Genomic DNA, 14,768 nt, shown 5'->3' with positions numbered 1-14,768 from the left:
GAGTGTCTACATAGTTTCGACGAACGTCAATGTTGTGTAGAAACTTGATCTCGCGAGGTCACCCGGTTGAGCGTCGCCCACGCCCAGGCGAGGAACACCCAGAGCGCGAGACCCGCTGCGGCATCCGTGAAGATCGTCGCGAAGAAGAACGCGGGGATCTGCGGCACGCCGGTCAGGAAGTGGCCGAGCGTGATCATCCCAGCGAGTGAATAGACCAGCAGGAACGCCAGCGCCCGCGGATAGCGGCCCTGGCGGTACGCGCGGTAGCCGAGCCAGCCGAACGTCGTGAGCAGCACCCAGCCGACGGCGACGCCGATCCCCGCCACCGTCGCCGGGACACCCGGCAGCTGCGGGTAGTCCGCGACCCGGATGGCGTTGTGCGCGTAGTGGATCGCGGTGCTGACCAGCGAAAAGCCGAGGATCACGCGAAGCGGCGTCAGACCCTTCTCCTGCAGAACGTCCATCCCGGGCCCCCTGTAGCCGATTTGATAGATCGCTCTAGCGACGGTACCGCGCGGCGGCCGCGCCGGGCAAGACGCGGCCGCCGGGGTCGTCACACCAGGTCGATGCGGTGCTGCGTGACCGGGTAGCCCGCCTTGGCGAACGCCTTGGCCATCGGGACGTTGCCGACGTCGGTGCCCGCGACGATCTGCTCGGCCCCGTACCCGACGAGGTCGTGCGTGGCCTCGACCAGCAGGTCGTACGCGTAGCCGCGGCCGCGCTGCTCCGGCACGACGGCGATGTACCCGACCACCGGGTCGTAGGCGTTGCGGCTCGGCAGCGTGAGCCCGACGAGCTCGCCCTCGGGCGTGTACGCCAGCCGCCACCAGTCCCGCGGGGCCGGCATCCACCGCATGATGTCGAGGTCTTCGCGCGCGGCCGCGTCGAGTCCGTGCTCCTCGATCGTCTTCCGCACGTGCGCGTCGAGGCTGCCGACGTGCACCCGCCTGAAGACGTCCAGGACCACGTCGTCGTCCGGCTCGGGCCGGAACTCGAGCCGTCCCGGCCTCTCCGGCAGGCCGTTTTCCGGGGTCCAGCAGAACCGGTGGCGCTCGACGAGCTTGCGGTAGCCCGCCTTCTCGGCCGCCTCGACGCGGACGGTGACCTCGTGCACGACGTCCGGGTCGTCCTGCCAGCCGGGCGGCGTGGTCAGGGAGTACTCCGCGCGCAACGGGACCCGCTTCAGCAGCTCGACGCCCGCGTCGAAGTCGGTGAAGTCGAACCAGTCGAGTGCGATCGGTTCCTCGTCCTTCGACGCGCCCCACCACGCGGCCCGCGCCACGACGACGTCGTCGCGCAGCGCGACCCAGACCCAGCCGGGCCGGTACTCGCCCTTGGCCGCCATCTCGGCGAAGTCGTTGCCGAGCAGCTTGCGGCCGACGAGACCGCGGTCGGGCAGGGAGGTGAACAGTGGTTCTTCGCCCGCTTCGAGCGGGCGCACGACCAGATCGGTCATGGAAGTCCTTCCGGGAGTACGCGCTCCCGGTCAGAAACCCGGCACCCTCGAGGCGAGGTGGGAGCGCGTGATCGATTGCGTGATCATCGGACCCACCTCCCTTTCGCTCGTTCCGGGGTGCGCCGCTGAAGCTAGCGGGCCTCCGCGTCGCGCGTCAACGGATTTTCTGGAGGACGACTCTCGTGCTCAGCCGGGGCTGCGCGTAGGAGTGCGAAGCCTCCAGGACGTACTCGCCGGCGATGTGCTGCCAGCCGTCGCGCCAGACTTCGGCGGACCTCGGGGGGAGGACGATGTCGGTCTCGACGGCCTCGCCGGGTCCCGCTTCGACGCTCGCGAAACCCACGAGCCAGCGGGGCGGCCGGTCGCCGCGCTCGGTCGGGGCCAGGTAGAGCTGGACGGCTTCGCGGCCCTTGCGCGTCCCCGAGTTGCGGATGCGGACCCGGACGCGCGCGCCGCCTTCGTCGTCCGGGTAGACGTCGAGTTCTTCGTACACCCAGGTCGTGTAGCCCTGGCCGTGGCCGAACCAGTACGCGGGCTGCCGGTCGGTGCGGGCCCAGGCGCTGTAGCCGATGTAGACGCCTTCGCGGTACTCGAGCACTCCCTCTTCCGGCGTCACGTCGGTGACCGGCGCGTCTTCGAGCCGCGCCGGCCAGGTCGTCGGCAGACGGCCGCCGGGCTCTTCGCGGCCGAAGAGGACGTCGGCGAGCGCGTCGCCGCCGGCCTGGCCGGGGAACCAGGTGAGCAGCACCGCGGCGACGTCGTCGCGCCACGGCAGCTCCACCGGGGAACCGGCGTTGACGACGACCACGGTGTTCGGGTTGGCTTCCGCGACCCTGGTGACGAGTTCGTCCTGCCTTCCCGGCAGGGCGAGGGAGGTCCGGTCGAAGCCTTCGCTTTCGACCTCGGCGGTGGTGCCGACCACGACGACCGCGACGTCCGACTTCCCCGCCAGCGCAACGGCTTCGTCGAGGGCGGCGTCGGGGTCGAGCACGGGGCCGCGGTGGCCGAGCGCGAAGGTGACCCAGGCGAACGTGCCGCGGGCGAACTCCGCCATCTCCGACGGGATCCAGTACGTCAGGCTGACGTCGACGAGTTCGCCCGCCGTCAGCTCGATCTCCCGGCGCTGCTCGATCACCTGCATGATCGACGTGAAGACGTCGCCGCCTTCGGGCAGGTTGACGCCGTCGAAGAGGGTCTGGCCGGCGACGGTGAGGCGGAGGTCGCCGGGGCCGGTGACGGCGAAGGTGTGCGTGCCGCTTCGCTCCGGCAGGTAGGTGCCTTCGATCTCGACCGACGCGAGCGTGGCCATGTCGAGCCCCTTCGGCAGCTCGCCGATCCAGGTGATTTTGGCTTCCCTGAGCGGAAATTCAGCCATTCGGGTGCCATCCGCGGCCTTGGCGGTGGCGCGGAGCCGGAAATTGTCGGTGGCCGGCGGTAGCGTCGTTCGCGGATCGGCACCGATGGCGAACGTGAGGTCGGTGCCCGGGGGAACGGCCTTCCGGAGGCCGTCCAGAGGGGAGACGATGTGGTCGGGGAACACGGTGGCGCTGCCACCGCCGAGGATCTTCGGGTCCGCGGCCAGCGCGCCGATCAGGGCGATGCTCTGCGGTTGCTTGAGCGGGAGGACACCGGTTTCGTTGCTGAGCAACACGAACGACCGGTGCGCGACCTCGCGCGCGATCGCGTCGCCGTCCACAGTGGATTGCCCGGGGGCGGGACCTCCGCCGAGCGCGCCGGTCCGGTGGGCCAGCAGGAGCACGCGGCGCACCATCTCGTCGACGACGTCTTCGTCGACTTCGCCGCCGCGCACGGCTTCCGCGAGCTGGTCCCCGAAAACCGTGCGGGGGCCGGGCATCGCGACGTCGAGGCCGCCGTTGGCGGAGGCGACGGTGTCGCGCGCGGCCAGCCAGTCGGAGACGACGAAGCCGTCGAAGCCCCATTCGCCGCGCAGCACGCCGTTGAGCAGTTCGGCGTGCTGGGTCATCGTGACGCCGTTGACGCTGTTGTAGGCGGCCATGATCCCCCACGGCTTCGCCCGCCGGACGATGAGCTCGAACGGCGCGAGGTAGAGCTCGCGCAGCGCGCGCTCGCCGACGTGGACGTCGGCGGTGAAGCGCTCGGTCTCGAAGTCGTTGGCGACGAAGTGCTTGACCGTGACGGCGACCCCGCCGTCCTGCACGCCGGTGACGTAGCCGGCGCCGATCATCCCGGTGAGGAGGGGATCTTCCGAGTAGCACTCGAAGTGGCGGCCGCCCAGGGGCGAGCGCTGGAGGTTGACCGTGGGGGCGAGCAGGACGTGCACACCCTTGCGGCGGGCTTCCTGCGCGAGCAGCCGGCCGGCGCGCACGGCCAGCCGCGGGTCCCAGCTCGCGGCGAGGGCCGTCGGGCTGGGGAGCGTCACCGAGGGGTCGTCCGGGCTCCACCGCACCCCGCGGACGCCGACCGGGCCGTCCGAGAGCACCAAGGACTCCAGGCCGATCCGCGGGAGCGCGGGCAGGCTCCAGACGTCCTGGCCGGCGAGCAGGTTCGCCTTGGCGTCCAGGTCGAGCTCGGCCAGCAGCGCGTCGACGTCGAAGCTCATGGACACCTACTCTACCTGGCGACGAGTAGTGAACGTTATGGTTCCGTGACAGCTTGTCCCGTAGGCTCGGGATCATGACCCGGGCCAGGGGCGCCGACCGCCGAGCGAGCATCGTCCGCGCGGCGTTCGAAGTGATCGCCGAACGCGGCTATCGCGGCACCTCGCTGGCGGCGGTGGCCGACCGCGTCGGGCTGACCCAGCAGGGACTGATGCACTACTTCCCCACGAAGGAGGACCTGCTGACGGCGGTGCTGGAGACCCGCGACGAGTGGGACCTGCTGCACTTCGGGCACGCCCCGCCGGGCGACGAGTCGGCGATGACGGTCAACCAGCTCGCCGAACTGGTCGACTACAACGCGACCCGGCCGGGGATCGTCCAGACGTACACGGTGCTGTCGGCGGACAGCGTCACGGAGGACCACCCGGCGCGCGAGTACTTCCACGACCGCTACGAGCGGGTGCGGGCAGGCATGACCCAGATGCTCGAACGCCACCGCGACGAGCTCCCCTCGGGGGCGACACCGGAACAGCTCGCGCCGATCGCGATCGCGGTCCTGGACGGCCTGCAGCTGCAGTGGCTCCTCGACCCGGAGCAGGTCGACATGTCCGCGGGATTCCGCACGTTCCTGACGCTGCTGGGCATCAAGCCGGACTGAGGTCAGCCCATGCCGATGCGCTGCCGGTCGACCTCGATCAGCCCGACGACGCGCAGCTGGTCACGCCCATAGGGCTGCCCGATGTACTTCGTCGCGATCCGGTCGACGATCTCCCAAGCGGCGTCGCCCTCGACCCACTCGACCACGCGGCCGCGGATGATCACCGGCTCGAACGGGTTCTCCGCCGGGGTCAGGGACAGCGCCACCCGCGGGTCGCGGCGCAGGTTGCGGGCCTTCTGCGAGTCCGGCCCGGTCATGATCGCGATGTGGTCGCCCTCCGGGTCGACCCAAAGCGGGATCGAGTGCGGGGCGCCGTCGGGCAGGACGGTGGCGAGGTGCGCCACCACGTTCGTCGAGAGGATGCGGCGGATGTCGGCGTCGATCATGGCGAGTTCTCCTTCAGATGACTGCGTAGTGGAGGTGGGTGACACCGGGCGCGGCGACGGCTTCGACGAGCCGCAACCGGACGTGTGCGGGCAGCTCCTGGAAGAACGGCCGCCCGGCGCCGAGGAGGACCGGCACCTGGTGGAGGACGATCTCGTCGACGAGCCCCGCCGCCAGCGCCGAGGTCAGGACACCGCCGCCCATCAGGCCGACGTCCTTCCCGCCGGCCGCTTCTCGAGCGGCTTCGATGGCCTCCTTGACGTCGCCGAACAGGCGCTGCCGCTCGGTCAATGCGGGCGCCGGCCGGTGGCTGACGAGGAAGAGCGGGGCGCCCGGGTGCGGGCTGCCGCCGCCGAAGTGGTCCGAGTCCTCGTAGGTGTTGCGGCCCGCCACGACCGCGCCGACGCGGCCGGCGAGGTCGTCGAAGACGCGTGCGCTCGGCTCGCTGAGCTTGAAGAAGTCGAACACCCGGCTCTGCGTGTCGCCGTCGGTGTACCAGTCGAAAAGCGTGCCGCCGTCGCCGAGGCCGTGCCCTGGGCCGGCGTCGCGGCCGGTGATGTACCCGTCGACCGACACCGCGTGGGCGCTGAAGACCTTGCTCATCGCCACCATCCTTCCAAGTTCCTTGAGGAGACTCCAGAACCGTAGCAGCTCAAGTTCCCTAAGGGAACCCCAAGTGGTAAAGTGGCCTCATGCAGCGCACGAACTTCAGCGAACTGGCCGCGTGCTCGATCGCGCGCACGCTCGACGTCATCGGCGAGCCCTGGTCACCGCTGATCCTGCGGGACGTGTGGGTCGGCTTCAGCCGGTTCGAACAGCTCCAGGCCGACCTCGGCATCTCGCGCAAGGTCCTCACCGAGCGCCTGAACCACCTCGTCGACCAGGGCATCGTCGAGCGGCGGCCGTACGACCGCCGGCCGCGCTACGAGTACGTCCTGACCGAAAAGGGCACCGAACTCGTCGACATGCTCATGGTCATGACCCGCTGGGGCGACAAGTGGCTCGCGGGCGAGGCCGGCCCACCGGTGCTCTACCGGCACCACGCGTGCGGCGAAATCACCACCGTGGACCTCCGCTGCACCCACTGCGGCGAGCCGATGCACGCACGCGACATCGACGCTCTCCCCGGCCCCGGCGCGGGGAAGTAGCCCTCAGCGCAACCGCGGCTGGGCGACGACCTCCCGCAGCCGCCGCAAGGTGCGCAACGTCGTCTCCAAGTCCTCCTGGGACACGGATTCCGCGACGTCCTCCGCCCACTCGGTCTGCGCCGCCCCCAGCTCGCGCAGCGCCTCCTTCGCCCGCCGCGTCACCGACAACAGCGGCGCCCGCGCGTCGGCCGGGTTCGGCAGGCGGTCGAGCATTCCGTTGCGCAGCAGGCGGTTCACCGTCTCCTGCACGCTCTGGCGCCGCAGCCCGCGGCGGCGCGCGACCTCCGCCGCGGTCGCCGGGCCGTCCTCGAGGAAGCCGAGCACCTGCCACTGCGCCGCCGTCAGCCCGACCGGCTCCGTCAGCGCGTCGCCCGCCGCCAGGAAGCCGCCGTTGCACGCGAAGACCGCGTCGATCACCCGGGTGAACGTCTCGGCTCGAAGGGATCGCATGCGTGCTAGTCTCACATATTGACAGGCACCTGTCGAAATGGAGACGACCATGGACATGCCCACCCTCGGCCCCGCGCACGACGCCCTGAAGGCGTTCGCCGGCGACTGGACCGGCACCGAGAACCTCGCCGCTTCGCCGTGGGCGCCGGCCTCGACCGCGCGCGCGGGCTGCGAATACCGCTTGGCGCTCAACGGTTTCGCACTGGTCCAGGACTACCGCCAGCACCGCGAAGACGGCGCGGAGTTCCTGGGGCACAACGTCTTCACCGTCGACCCGCAGACCGGCGAAACGCTCTGGTACGGCTTCGACAGCTACGGCTTCCCGCCCGAGTCACCCGCCCGCGGCGGCTGGACCGGCGGCACGCTCGTCCTGGAGAAGAAGACCGCTCGCGGGGTGGCCCGGCACCGGCTCACCCCGGACGGTGACACCCTGACGCACGAAATCGACGTCAAGATGGGCGAAGACCGCGAATTCAGCCCATTTCTGCGCGCGCGGTACACCCGGGAAACCGGATAGGAGGAAACAGGCGACGCCCCTCCCCCTCGCACGAGGACGTCGCCTGTTTCCGGTCTGCGCCACCACATCCGCGGACCTGCCGACCTCGGGCGGCCCAGCGAATGGTTAATTACACAACAATTGTTAGTTATTCCGCGTTGCTCGTTTCCGCCCTTGCAGCGAGTGTGTCCCCGAAGTCCGCCGAAGGCCCAGTGAAAACGTTTACTTTCACTCGAACGGCCTAGCGTCCCACCTGCCTGCCGGGTGCCCGCCGCCGCGCGGGCGCCCGGAATTGTCGGACCCCCGGAGTACAGATGGAGGGGTGCGCAGATCCGCCGGAACACCCCAGGACACCACGGAACCGGCCCCGCTGATCGGGGTCGAGAACGTGAAGATGCCCGAGTGGGCACGCGTCGACGAACGCGTGGCCGACGCCGGGTTCGGCCAGGCCGTGCGCGCGCTGCCGGCCGCGATCGCCGTCGTGCTGCGCTTGGCCTGGCGGACGTCACCGCCGCTGACACTGCTGGCCGGCCTCGTGCACGTCGTCTCGGGCTGCGTCACGGCGTTCGGGCTGCTGGCCACCGCGAACGTCTTCACCGCGCTGCTCGAACGGGGCCCGACCCCGGACCGCGTGCTGCAGTCGCTGCCGGCGATCGCGGTCGTCACCGGTTCGTACGCGGCGCGCGCGTTGCTCGATGCCGCCGTCGCCGCCGTCGAGGGAGCGCTGCGGCCACGCGTCACCGCCGCGGCCGACGACGCCGTGACGGCGGCGGTCGTGCGCGTCGGGCTGATCGCGTTCGAGGACGCGGACTTCCGGGAACTGGCGCGGCAGGGCGCGCGGTTCGGCGTCCGGGCGATCGAGACCAGCCTGCGCCGGGTGGCCGACCTGACGTCGTCGGCGATCTCGCTCGCGGCGGCGATGCTCACGGCGGGCCTGCTCAACCCGTGGCTGGCCCCGGTGCTGCTGCTCGCCGCGGCGGCCGACGGCTGGGCCGCCGCCCGCGTCGCGAAGCTGAACTACCGGCACTTCCTCGACACGGTCGGGCGCAACATCCGCAAGTCGGTCGTCGAAGAGGTCGCCACCTGGCGGTCGATGGCCCTCGAACGGCACGCGCTGACGCTGCAGGAGCCGTTGCTCGGCGAGTACCGGCGCATCTCGCGCAGCCTGGTGCGGGAGGAGGTGCGGCTGGCGCACCGCAGCAACCTGGTGCGGACCACCGGACGGGCGGCGGCCGGGTTCGGCACCGCCGTCGCGTACCTGGTGCTCGGCTGGCTGCTCTACTCCGGCGGGATGGAGCTGGCGCTGGCCGGCACGGCGGTGCTGGCGATGCGCACGGCGTCGACGGCGCTGTCCAACACCATGCGCGCGGTCAACTCGCTGTACGAGGACTCGTTCTACATCGGGTTCTACAACCAGCTGCTGGTGGAGTCGGTGCAGCGGCAGCCGCCACCGACCGCGCTGACCGCGCCCGCGGACCCGGGCGAAATCCGGCTGGAGGGCGTCACGTTCACCTACCCGGGCCGGGGAAGCCCGGCGCTGCGGGACATCTCGCTGACGATCAAGCGCGGCGAGGTGGTCGCGCTCGTCGGGGAAAACGGGTCGGGCAAGACCACCCTCGGCAAGCTGCTGACCGGGCTCTACCCACCGGACGAAGGCGTGGTGCGCTGGGACGACGTCGACCTCGCGCACGCCGACCCGGCGTCGGTGCACGCGAACATCGCGGTGATCGCCCAGGAACCGGCGGAATGGCCGATGACGGCGGCGAACAACATCACGGTGGGCCGCCTCGGCCGCGCCGACCCGGACAGCCGGGCGTGGCGCGAAGCGGTGGACTACTCCGGCGCGGACGAGGTGATCGAGTCCTTGCCCGCCAAGGAGAACACGGTGCTGTCGAAGAAGTTCGACGAGGGCCACGACCTGTCCGGCGGCCAGTGGCAGCGCATGGGCATCGCCCGCGGCATCTACCGCGACGCGTCGGTCCTGGTGGCCGACGAACCCACGGCGGCGCTCGACGCCCGCGCGGAGGCCCGGGTGTTCGCCGGCCTCCAGCACGCGAGCACGTCCCACCACGGCCGCCGGACGACGGTCCTGGTGACGCACCGGCTGGCCAACATCCGCTCGGCGGACCGGATCCTGGTGCTGGAGAAGGGAAGACTGATCGAGCAGGGCACCCACGACGAGCTGATCAGCGCCGGCGGCACCTACCACGAGCTGTACGAAATCCAGGCGCGCGCGTACCGGAACGGCACGGAGGTCCCGGCACCCCGCGCCGCCCAACGCCCGGCACCGGGAACCCCGGGCCGCGCCCCCAGACGGCCGGAACAGAGGGAGGCATCGCCGGACGTCCGCGGCTGCGCAGGGCCACGCCGGCCCAACTCGCCCTTCGCCAAACCGGCCGGCGACCCGACGCTAAGCGCGGCCACCAGCTGACTCACCCTCGCCGAACCAGCCGCAACCCCCACGCCTAGCCCAACCGCCGACCACAACCACCGACTCCGCTCTCCGCGGCACGACCCGTCGCAACGGTCCGGCGCGGGCGGACAGGGTGCGCCACCTGCGCCACTTCCCGCACCCGGCCAGCGGATTTACCCCCGCCGATCCCGCGAGGCAGACTGGCCTGCCGAGCCCGAGGAGGCCCGATGCGTCAGCTCACCGCCCTGGACGTGCAGTTCCTCAACGCCGAATCGACCACCACGACCGGGCACGTCGGCGGCCTCTCGATCCTCGACCCCTCGACCGCGCCGGACAGCACGCTGACCCTCGACGACCTGCGCGAACTCATCGGCTCGCGGCTGCACCTCGCCAAGCCGCTCCGGTGGCGGCTGCTGCCCGTGCCGCTCGGGCTCGACCACCCCTACTGGATCGACGATCCCGAGTTCGACCTCGAGTACCACGTCCGGGAGATCGCGCTCCCCGCGCCGGGCGACGAGCGGCAGCTCGCCGAGCAGATCGCGCGGCTCACCGCGCGGCCGCTCGACCGGCGCCGCCCGCTCTGGGAGGCCTACCTGATCCACGGCCTGCGGGACGGCCACGTCGCCGTCTACACGAAGGTCCACCACAGCGCCATCGACGGCGTCTCCGGGGCCGAGCTCATCGGCGTGCTCATGGACACCACCGCCGAGCCACCACCCGGGAAACCGCCGGAAGCGCCGCAGAAGGAGCCCGTGCCCAGCGGCGCGGAACTCGCCCTCAACGGAGTGAAACGGCTCGCGCTGCACCCCGTCAAAACCGCCCTCCAGGTGCCGAAACTCCTCCAGCACCTCGACGAAGTCCCCGGCCTCGGCCGCTACCCCGGCGTCGGGCTGCTCGCGAAGGCCGGCAGCGTGCTCAACCGCGTCACCCGCCAGGGCTCCGGACGGCACGAGGCCGACCGGCCGCGGCTCGTCGCGCCCGGCACGCCGTTCAACGGGCCGATCAGCCCGCACCGCCGCTTCGCGTACGGCTCGCTGCCGCTCGACGAGGTCAAGAAGGTCAAGAACGCCTTCGGCGTCACGGTGAACGACGTGGTGATGGCGCTGTGCGCGAGCGTGATGCGCCGGTGGTCAACCTCGTCGTCTCGAACGTCCCCGGGTCGCAGCGCCCGCTGTACCTCGCGGGCGCGCGTCTGCTCGCGAACTACCCGGTGTCCGCGATCACCGACGCGAGTGGCGGGCTGAACATCACCGTGATGTCCTACGACGGCAAGCTGGACTTCGGGTTCGTCGCGTGCCGCGAGCTGATCCCGGACGTCTGGGACCTGATCGGCCACCTGCACGACGCGCTGGCCGAGCTCACCAAGCTGGCCGCCGAGCACACCCGGGAGGCCTGATGACGGAGCGCGTCGCGGAGGTCGACGGCGTCGAGCTGTGCCACGAGACGTTCGGCGACGCGGGCGGGCGGCCGCTGCTGCTCGTCATGGGACTCGGCGCGCCGATGATCTGGTGGGACGAGGAGTTCTGCGAAACCCTGGCCGCACAAGGGTTTTACGTCATCCGGTTCGACAACCGGGACGCCGGGCGGTCCAGCCGGATGCGCGGCCGGGCCAACCTCGCGCAGGCGTACCTGCTGCACCGCGCGCCGTACTCGCTGGCGGACATGGCCGCCGACGCCGCCGGGCTGCTGGACGTGCTGGGCATCCCGGCCGCGCACGTCGCCGGTGCGTCGATGGGCGGGATGATCGCGCAGACCCTCGCCATCCGGCACCCCGAGCGGGTGCTGTCGCTGACGTCGATCATGTCCAGCACCGGCGGGCGGCTGGTCGGCCGGCCGAGCGGCAAGGCGATGTCGATGCTGCTCAGCGCCCCGCCGCGCAACCGCGCGGACTACGTCGAGATGCTCGTGCGGACGTTCCGGCTGATCGGCTCGCCCGGCTACCCGTTCGACGAGGCACGCATGCGGGACCGCGCCGAGCGCACGTTCGACCGCGGCGTCCACCCGGACGGCACGCTGCGCCAGCTCGCGGCGATCATGGCCGAACGCGACCGCGCCCCGCGGCTGCGCAAGGTGCGGGTACCGGCGCTGGTGGTGCACGGCGCCCGCGATCCGCTGGTCAACGTCTCCGGCGGCCGTGCGACGGCCCGCGCGATCCCGGGCGCGGACCTCGACATCGTCCCCGGCATGGGCCACGACCTGCCCCGCGCGGTCTGGCCACGGGTGGTCACGGGCATCACGCGGATCGCCGACCGGGCGGAAACGCCGATCTCGCGTGATTGAGCGCGTGACTCGCGTGATCGGACGCGCATCTCGCGTGATTGGCGGGGCATCACGGCTTACGACGAGAGCGTGATCGAGCCCAGGTGGGAGAAGTGGGCCGCGACGCGGGAGCCCCGGCGGACCGGGACCGCGTCCGTCATGCCGCCGGTCAGGACCAGCCAGCCCGGTTCCAGGGCCAGGCCTCGCGCGCCCAGAGCGTTCGCCGCCAGGGCCAGGGCCTCCGCCGGGTGGCCCTGGACCGCCGCGCCCGTCGCCGTGTCGACGATCTGGCCGTCGACCTCCAGCAGCGCCGCTTCCAGGGAGAGGTCCAAGGAAGCAGGCGGCAGGCCGACCGGGCCCACGCCGAAGTACGCCGACGAGCCGTTGTCCGCGACGGCGTCCGGGAGCGTGAAGCGGTAGTCCGCGTACCGGCTGTCGATGACCTCCATGCCGCCGTACACCCGGTCGACGGCACCCAGCGCGGTCGCCGCGGTGACGCCGGGGCCCGCCAACCGTTCGCCCAGCACGAAGACCAGCTCCGGCTCGGCCCGCGGGTGGATCAGCGCGTCGTGCGGCAGCGGCGCGCCCGCCGGCAGGACCATCGCGTCCGTCAGCCAGGCCAGCAGCGGCGAATCGATGCCCATCCGCTGCTGCTTCGCCCGGGACGTCAGGCCCAGCTTGACCCCGACCAGCGTCTCGCCGCGGGCCCGCCGCAGCCGCAGGGCCTCGTCCTGGATCGCGTACGCCGTGTCGACGTCCAGCCCCGGCCAGTCCTCCGAAAGCGGCGAACGCTCCGAAACCGTCCCCAGCAGCGAAGCCGCCGCCTCGCGCACGTTCATGATTCCTCCGAAGCAGGGGCGAAGACCGCGGTGACGCTGCCGAGGCCGGCGATGGTCGCGACGACCGTGTCGCCCGGCGACACCGGGATCGCCCGGGTCATCGACCCCGGCAGCACGACGTGCCCGGGTTCCAGGGTGACGCCCAGCGGTCCCACCGTGTTCGCCAGCCACACCAGCGAGTTCAGCGGCGAGCCGAGCACCGCGCCGCCCGCGCCCGTCGCGGCCACCGAACCGTTCTGGTAGAGCACGCAGCCGGCCAGCCGCAGGTCCACGGAACCCAGCGCCGTCGGGCTGCTGCCCAGCACCACACCGCCGGACGACGCGTTGTCGGCGATCGTGTCGAACAGCGAGATCTTCCAGTCCTGGATCCGCGAGTCGACGATCTCCAGCGACGGCAGCACGAAGTCGACCGCGCGCACCGCGTCGGCGACCGTGACGCCGGGGCCGCGCAGCGCCGAGCCGAGCACGAAGGCGATCTCCGGTTCGATCCGCGGCTGCAGGAACACCGACGTGGGGATCGCCTGGTGCTCGAGGTGGAACATGCTGCCGGTGAGGTGCCCGTAGTCGGGCTGGTCGACGCCCATCTGCCGCTGCATCGCGGCGGACGCGAGCCCGACCTTGTGCCCGCGGACCGCGTCACCGCCCTCGACCCAGCGCCGCACTTGCTCCTGCTGGATCCGGTACGCGTCCTCGACCCCCGCTTCCGGGTAGGTCTTGATCAGCGGCTCGATCGGTTCGCGGGTCGCGTAGGCCTGCGCCAGTACGGCGGCGGCCTCCTGCACCTTGCTGACGTCCACGCCCGGGACTCTGCCGTGAGCGCACCCCGCGCACAAGCCTCGACGTTCCGCCCAGTGGACCTCTCGCCAGGCAACCTCTTGCGCGCGAGATAAACCGGGCGTACCGTTCGAGGCACCACCAGGAAGGGACGTGAGGGACATGGCACCGACCCAGGCCGAGGTCACCGAGCTCGCCGAGATCCGCGACGAGCTGCGCGAGCGCCACCTGCGCCCGGCCGCCGAGCGACCGGCGACGAACGGGCGCGGCATCCACCACACCGCGCTGATCTCCAGCGACGTCGAGCGGACCATCGAGTTCTACCAGGACATCCTCGGCTTCCCGCTCACCGAGCTGATCGAGAACCGCGACTACCCCGGCTCCAGCCACTTCTTCTTCGACGTCGGCAACGGCAACGCCGTTGCCTTCTTCGACCTGCCCGGTCTGGACCTCGGCCCGTACGCGGAAGTCCTCGGTGGACTGCACCACCTGGCCCTCTCCGTCACGCCCGAACGGTGGAGCGCGATCAAGGACAAGCTCGACGAGGCCGGCGTGCGGTACCTGCTGGAGAGCAAGACCTCCATCTACCTGTCCGATCCGGACGGTGCCCGCGTCGAGCTGATCTCCGACCCGCTCGGCGAAATGTACGGCGAGAAGATCGGCTGAACTCCTGTGCCGGGCGCCGCGCGCCGCATACCCTGTGCGCGACGCCTGGAGGTCCGATGTCCGACTGGTCCCTCTCCCGCGCGAAGGCGCGGCTCGACCGCCGCGAGCAGCTCGACGAACTCACCGCGCGCACCCGGTTCGAGGTCCGCCTGCACCTCAACGAGCCGGCGACGAACGGCGCGTACGACGAGCTGACGAGCATCTTCGCGATCGGGCACGGCGAGTGCGCCGCACTGCTGGCCCACCACCGGCTGCTCCCGTGGTGGGAACGGTCGCTGCTGTTCCGGTACGCGCGGCGCCTGCACGGCAAGGCGATCCTGCGCAGTGTCGGCGTGGTTCCCGCGGAGGTGGCGCCGCAGGCGGCCCGCGCGTTCGGCGCCGAAGTCGCGGAGCTCGCCCCCGGCTCCGGCGACACCGGCGCGAAGTACGACCTCCAGGGCCGCGGCCTGCTGACGGTTTTCCGCATCGCCGTCGGGGCCAAGGGCGAGGTCTGGCCCGACCGCCACGAGGTGACGACGACGTCCGCCCGCAACATCCTCACCTGTGCCGCGACCTTCGCCCGCCGCAAGCCGTGGCACGTAATCTGGCCCGTCTACCGCGTGCGCGGCCTGCGCCTCTGGAAGCTTTGAGCCGCGCCGGGCGTTCC

General features: G+C 71.4%; 17 protein-coding genes. 9 read left to right on the top strand and 8 right to left on the bottom strand.

Annotated features, from left to right (window positions below; genetic code table 11):
- Positions 1-26: 26 nt before the first annotated feature.
- The 3 genes from QRX60_RS15595 to QRX60_RS15585 all read right to left on the bottom strand — a co-directional run bounded on the left by QRX60_RS15595 (position 27) and on the right by QRX60_RS15585 (position 4,037).
- The gene (locus QRX60_RS15595) at positions 27-464 is read right to left on the bottom strand and encodes a hypothetical protein (protein WP_286001493.1); all 438 of its coding nucleotides are present in this window, start codon (positions 462-464) and stop codon (positions 27-29) included.
- Between the two features lie 89 nt (positions 465-553).
- Positions 554-1,456, bottom strand: coding sequence for a GNAT family N-acetyltransferase (locus tag QRX60_RS15590; protein ID WP_286001492.1), 903 nt, complete (start codon positions 1,454-1,456; stop codon positions 554-556).
- A 154-nt stretch (positions 1,457-1,610) separates the two neighbouring features.
- Positions 1,611-4,037, bottom strand: coding sequence for a beta-glucosidase H (locus QRX60_RS15585; protein WP_286001491.1), 2,427 nt, complete (start codon positions 4,035-4,037; stop codon positions 1,611-1,613).
- Between the two features lie 74 nt (positions 4,038-4,111).
- Here QRX60_RS15585 and QRX60_RS15580 point away from each other — a divergent pair, with 74 nt between their 5' ends.
- On the top strand, positions 4,112-4,693 hold the full coding sequence (locus tag QRX60_RS15580) for a TetR/AcrR family transcriptional regulator (RefSeq protein ID WP_286001490.1): 582 nt from the start codon (positions 4,112-4,114) through the stop codon (positions 4,691-4,693).
- Positions 4,694-4,695: 2 nt separating this feature from the next.
- Here QRX60_RS15580 and QRX60_RS15575 read toward each other — a convergent pair whose 3' ends face one another.
- Together QRX60_RS15575 and QRX60_RS15570 are read right to left on the bottom strand one after the other, a co-directional pair.
- Positions 4,696-5,079, bottom strand: coding sequence for a TIGR03618 family F420-dependent PPOX class oxidoreductase (locus tag QRX60_RS15575; protein WP_286001489.1), 384 nt, complete (start codon positions 5,077-5,079; stop codon positions 4,696-4,698).
- 13 nt (positions 5,080-5,092) lie between these two features.
- Positions 5,093-5,680 carry a dihydrofolate reductase family protein gene (locus tag QRX60_RS15570; protein WP_286001488.1) on the bottom strand — a complete coding sequence of 196 codons (588 nt, stop codon included), beginning with the start codon at positions 5,678-5,680 and terminating at the stop codon, positions 5,093-5,095.
- Positions 5,681-5,769: 89 nt separating this feature from the next.
- Between QRX60_RS15570 and QRX60_RS15565 the strand changes: the two genes are divergently transcribed.
- On the top strand, positions 5,770-6,225 hold the full coding sequence (locus tag QRX60_RS15565) for a winged helix-turn-helix transcriptional regulator (protein ID WP_286001487.1): 456 nt from the start codon (positions 5,770-5,772) through the stop codon (positions 6,223-6,225).
- 3 nt (positions 6,226-6,228) lie between these two features.
- Here the strand turns inward: QRX60_RS15565 and QRX60_RS15560 are convergent, their stop codons facing one another.
- A complete protein-coding gene (locus QRX60_RS15560; protein ID WP_286001486.1) occupies positions 6,229-6,675 on the bottom strand; it encodes a MarR family winged helix-turn-helix transcriptional regulator in 447 nt (148 codons plus the stop codon).
- A gap of 49 nt (positions 6,676-6,724) precedes the next feature.
- On the opposite strand from QRX60_RS15560, the gene QRX60_RS15555 reads away from it, so the two are divergent.
- The 5 genes from QRX60_RS15555 (at position 6,725) to QRX60_RS15535 (ending at position 11,864) form a co-directional block, all read left to right on the top strand.
- Positions 6,725-7,192 carry a DUF1579 family protein gene (locus QRX60_RS15555; protein WP_286001485.1) on the top strand — a complete coding sequence of 156 codons (468 nt, stop codon included), beginning with the start codon at positions 6,725-6,727 and terminating at the stop codon, positions 7,190-7,192.
- 373 nt (positions 7,193-7,565) lie between these two features.
- Complete coding sequence (locus QRX60_RS15550) at positions 7,566-9,602, top strand: ABC transporter ATP-binding protein (protein ID WP_332845858.1); 2,037 nt, start codon at positions 7,566-7,568, stop codon at positions 9,600-9,602.
- 209 nt (positions 9,603-9,811) lie between these two features.
- Positions 9,812-10,828 (top strand): wax ester/triacylglycerol synthase domain-containing protein, encoded by a 1,017-nt coding sequence (locus tag QRX60_RS15545; RefSeq protein ID WP_286001483.1) that lies wholly within the window; start codon positions 9,812-9,814, stop codon positions 10,826-10,828.
- The gene (locus QRX60_RS15540) at positions 10,711-10,980 is read left to right on the top strand and encodes a WS/DGAT domain-containing protein (RefSeq protein WP_286001482.1); all 270 of its coding nucleotides are present in this window, start codon (positions 10,711-10,713) and stop codon (positions 10,978-10,980) included. Before QRX60_RS15545 ends, QRX60_RS15540 begins: the two co-directional genes overlap by 118 nt.
- On the top strand, positions 10,980-11,864 hold the full coding sequence (locus QRX60_RS15535; RefSeq protein WP_286001481.1) for an alpha/beta fold hydrolase: 885 nt from the start codon (positions 10,980-10,982) through the stop codon (positions 11,862-11,864). Before QRX60_RS15540 ends, QRX60_RS15535 begins: the two co-directional genes overlap by 1 nt.
- A gap of 56 nt (positions 11,865-11,920) precedes the next feature.
- Here the strand turns inward: QRX60_RS15535 and QRX60_RS15530 are convergent, their stop codons facing one another.
- Entirely contained in the window at positions 11,921-12,682 is a 762-nt protein-coding gene (locus QRX60_RS15530) for a 2-keto-4-pentenoate hydratase (RefSeq protein WP_286001480.1), read from the bottom strand.
- Entirely contained in the window at positions 12,679-13,479 is an 801-nt protein-coding gene (locus tag QRX60_RS15525; protein ID WP_286001479.1) for a 2-keto-4-pentenoate hydratase, read from the bottom strand. Before QRX60_RS15525 ends, QRX60_RS15530 begins: the two co-directional genes overlap by 4 nt.
- 139 nt (positions 13,480-13,618) lie before the next feature.
- Here QRX60_RS15525 and QRX60_RS15520 point away from each other — a divergent pair, with 139 nt between their 5' ends.
- Positions 13,619-14,122, top strand: a complete 504-nt coding sequence (locus QRX60_RS15520) for a VOC family protein (protein WP_286001478.1) — start codon at positions 13,619-13,621, stop codon at positions 14,120-14,122.
- 56 nt (positions 14,123-14,178) lie between these two features.
- Positions 14,179-14,751: a hypothetical protein gene (locus QRX60_RS15515; RefSeq protein ID WP_286001477.1), complete on the top strand. Its 573-nt coding sequence runs from the start codon at positions 14,179-14,181 to the stop codon at positions 14,749-14,751.
- The last annotated feature ends 17 nt before the right edge of the window (positions 14,752-14,768 follow it).

It is taken from the genome of Amycolatopsis mongoliensis, assembly GCF_030285665.1.
Taxonomy (GTDB): domain Bacteria; phylum Actinomycetota; class Actinomycetes; order Mycobacteriales; family Pseudonocardiaceae; genus Amycolatopsis; species Amycolatopsis mongoliensis.
Note: the sequence above shows the minus strand (reverse complement) of the source record. Positions and strands in the feature narration are given on the sequence as shown.

What these genes read in the sequence shown, in the direction of transcription:
- QRX60_RS15565 (WP_286001487.1), top strand. Translation starts at nt 5,770, where the DNA reads ATGCAGCGCACGAACTTCAGCGAACTGGCCGCGTGCTCGATCGCGCGC.
- QRX60_RS15555 (WP_286001485.1), top strand. Translation starts at nt 6,725, where the DNA reads ATGGACATGCCCACCCTCGGCCCCGCGCACGACGCCCTGAAGGCGTTC.
- QRX60_RS15560 (WP_286001486.1), bottom strand. Translation starts at nt 6,675, where the DNA reads ATGCGATCCCTTCGAGCCGAGACGTTCACCCGGGTGATCGACGCGGTC.
- QRX60_RS15580 (WP_286001490.1), top strand. Translation starts at nt 4,112, where the DNA reads ATGACCCGGGCCAGGGGCGCCGACCGCCGAGCGAGCATCGTCCGCGCG.
- QRX60_RS15520 (WP_286001478.1), top strand. Translation starts at nt 13,619, where the DNA reads ATGGCACCGACCCAGGCCGAGGTCACCGAGCTCGCCGAGATCCGCGAC.
- QRX60_RS15585 (WP_286001491.1), bottom strand. Translation starts at nt 4,037, where the DNA reads ATGAGCTTCGACGTCGACGCGCTGCTGGCCGAGCTCGACCTGGACGCC.
- QRX60_RS15575 (WP_286001489.1), bottom strand. Translation starts at nt 5,079, where the DNA reads ATGATCGACGCCGACATCCGCCGCATCCTCTCGACGAACGTGGTGGCG.
- QRX60_RS15545 (WP_286001483.1), top strand. Translation starts at nt 9,812, where the DNA reads ATGCGTCAGCTCACCGCCCTGGACGTGCAGTTCCTCAACGCCGAATCG.
- QRX60_RS15595 (WP_286001493.1), bottom strand. Translation starts at nt 464, where the DNA reads ATGGACGTTCTGCAGGAGAAGGGTCTGACGCCGCTTCGCGTGATCCTC.
- QRX60_RS15590 (WP_286001492.1), bottom strand. Translation starts at nt 1,456, where the DNA reads ATGACCGATCTGGTCGTGCGCCCGCTCGAAGCGGGCGAAGAACCACTG.
- QRX60_RS15570 (WP_286001488.1), bottom strand. Translation starts at nt 5,680, where the DNA reads ATGAGCAAGGTCTTCAGCGCCCACGCGGTGTCGGTCGACGGGTACATC.
- QRX60_RS15535 (WP_286001481.1), top strand. Translation starts at nt 10,980, where the DNA reads ATGACGGAGCGCGTCGCGGAGGTCGACGGCGTCGAGCTGTGCCACGAG.
- QRX60_RS15530 (WP_286001480.1), bottom strand. Translation starts at nt 12,682, where the DNA reads ATGAACGTGCGCGAGGCGGCGGCTTCGCTGCTGGGGACGGTTTCGGAG.
- QRX60_RS15550 (WP_332845858.1), top strand. Translation starts at nt 7,566, where the DNA reads ATGCCCGAGTGGGCACGCGTCGACGAACGCGTGGCCGACGCCGGGTTC.
- QRX60_RS15515 (WP_286001477.1), top strand. Translation starts at nt 14,179, where the DNA reads ATGTCCGACTGGTCCCTCTCCCGCGCGAAGGCGCGGCTCGACCGCCGC.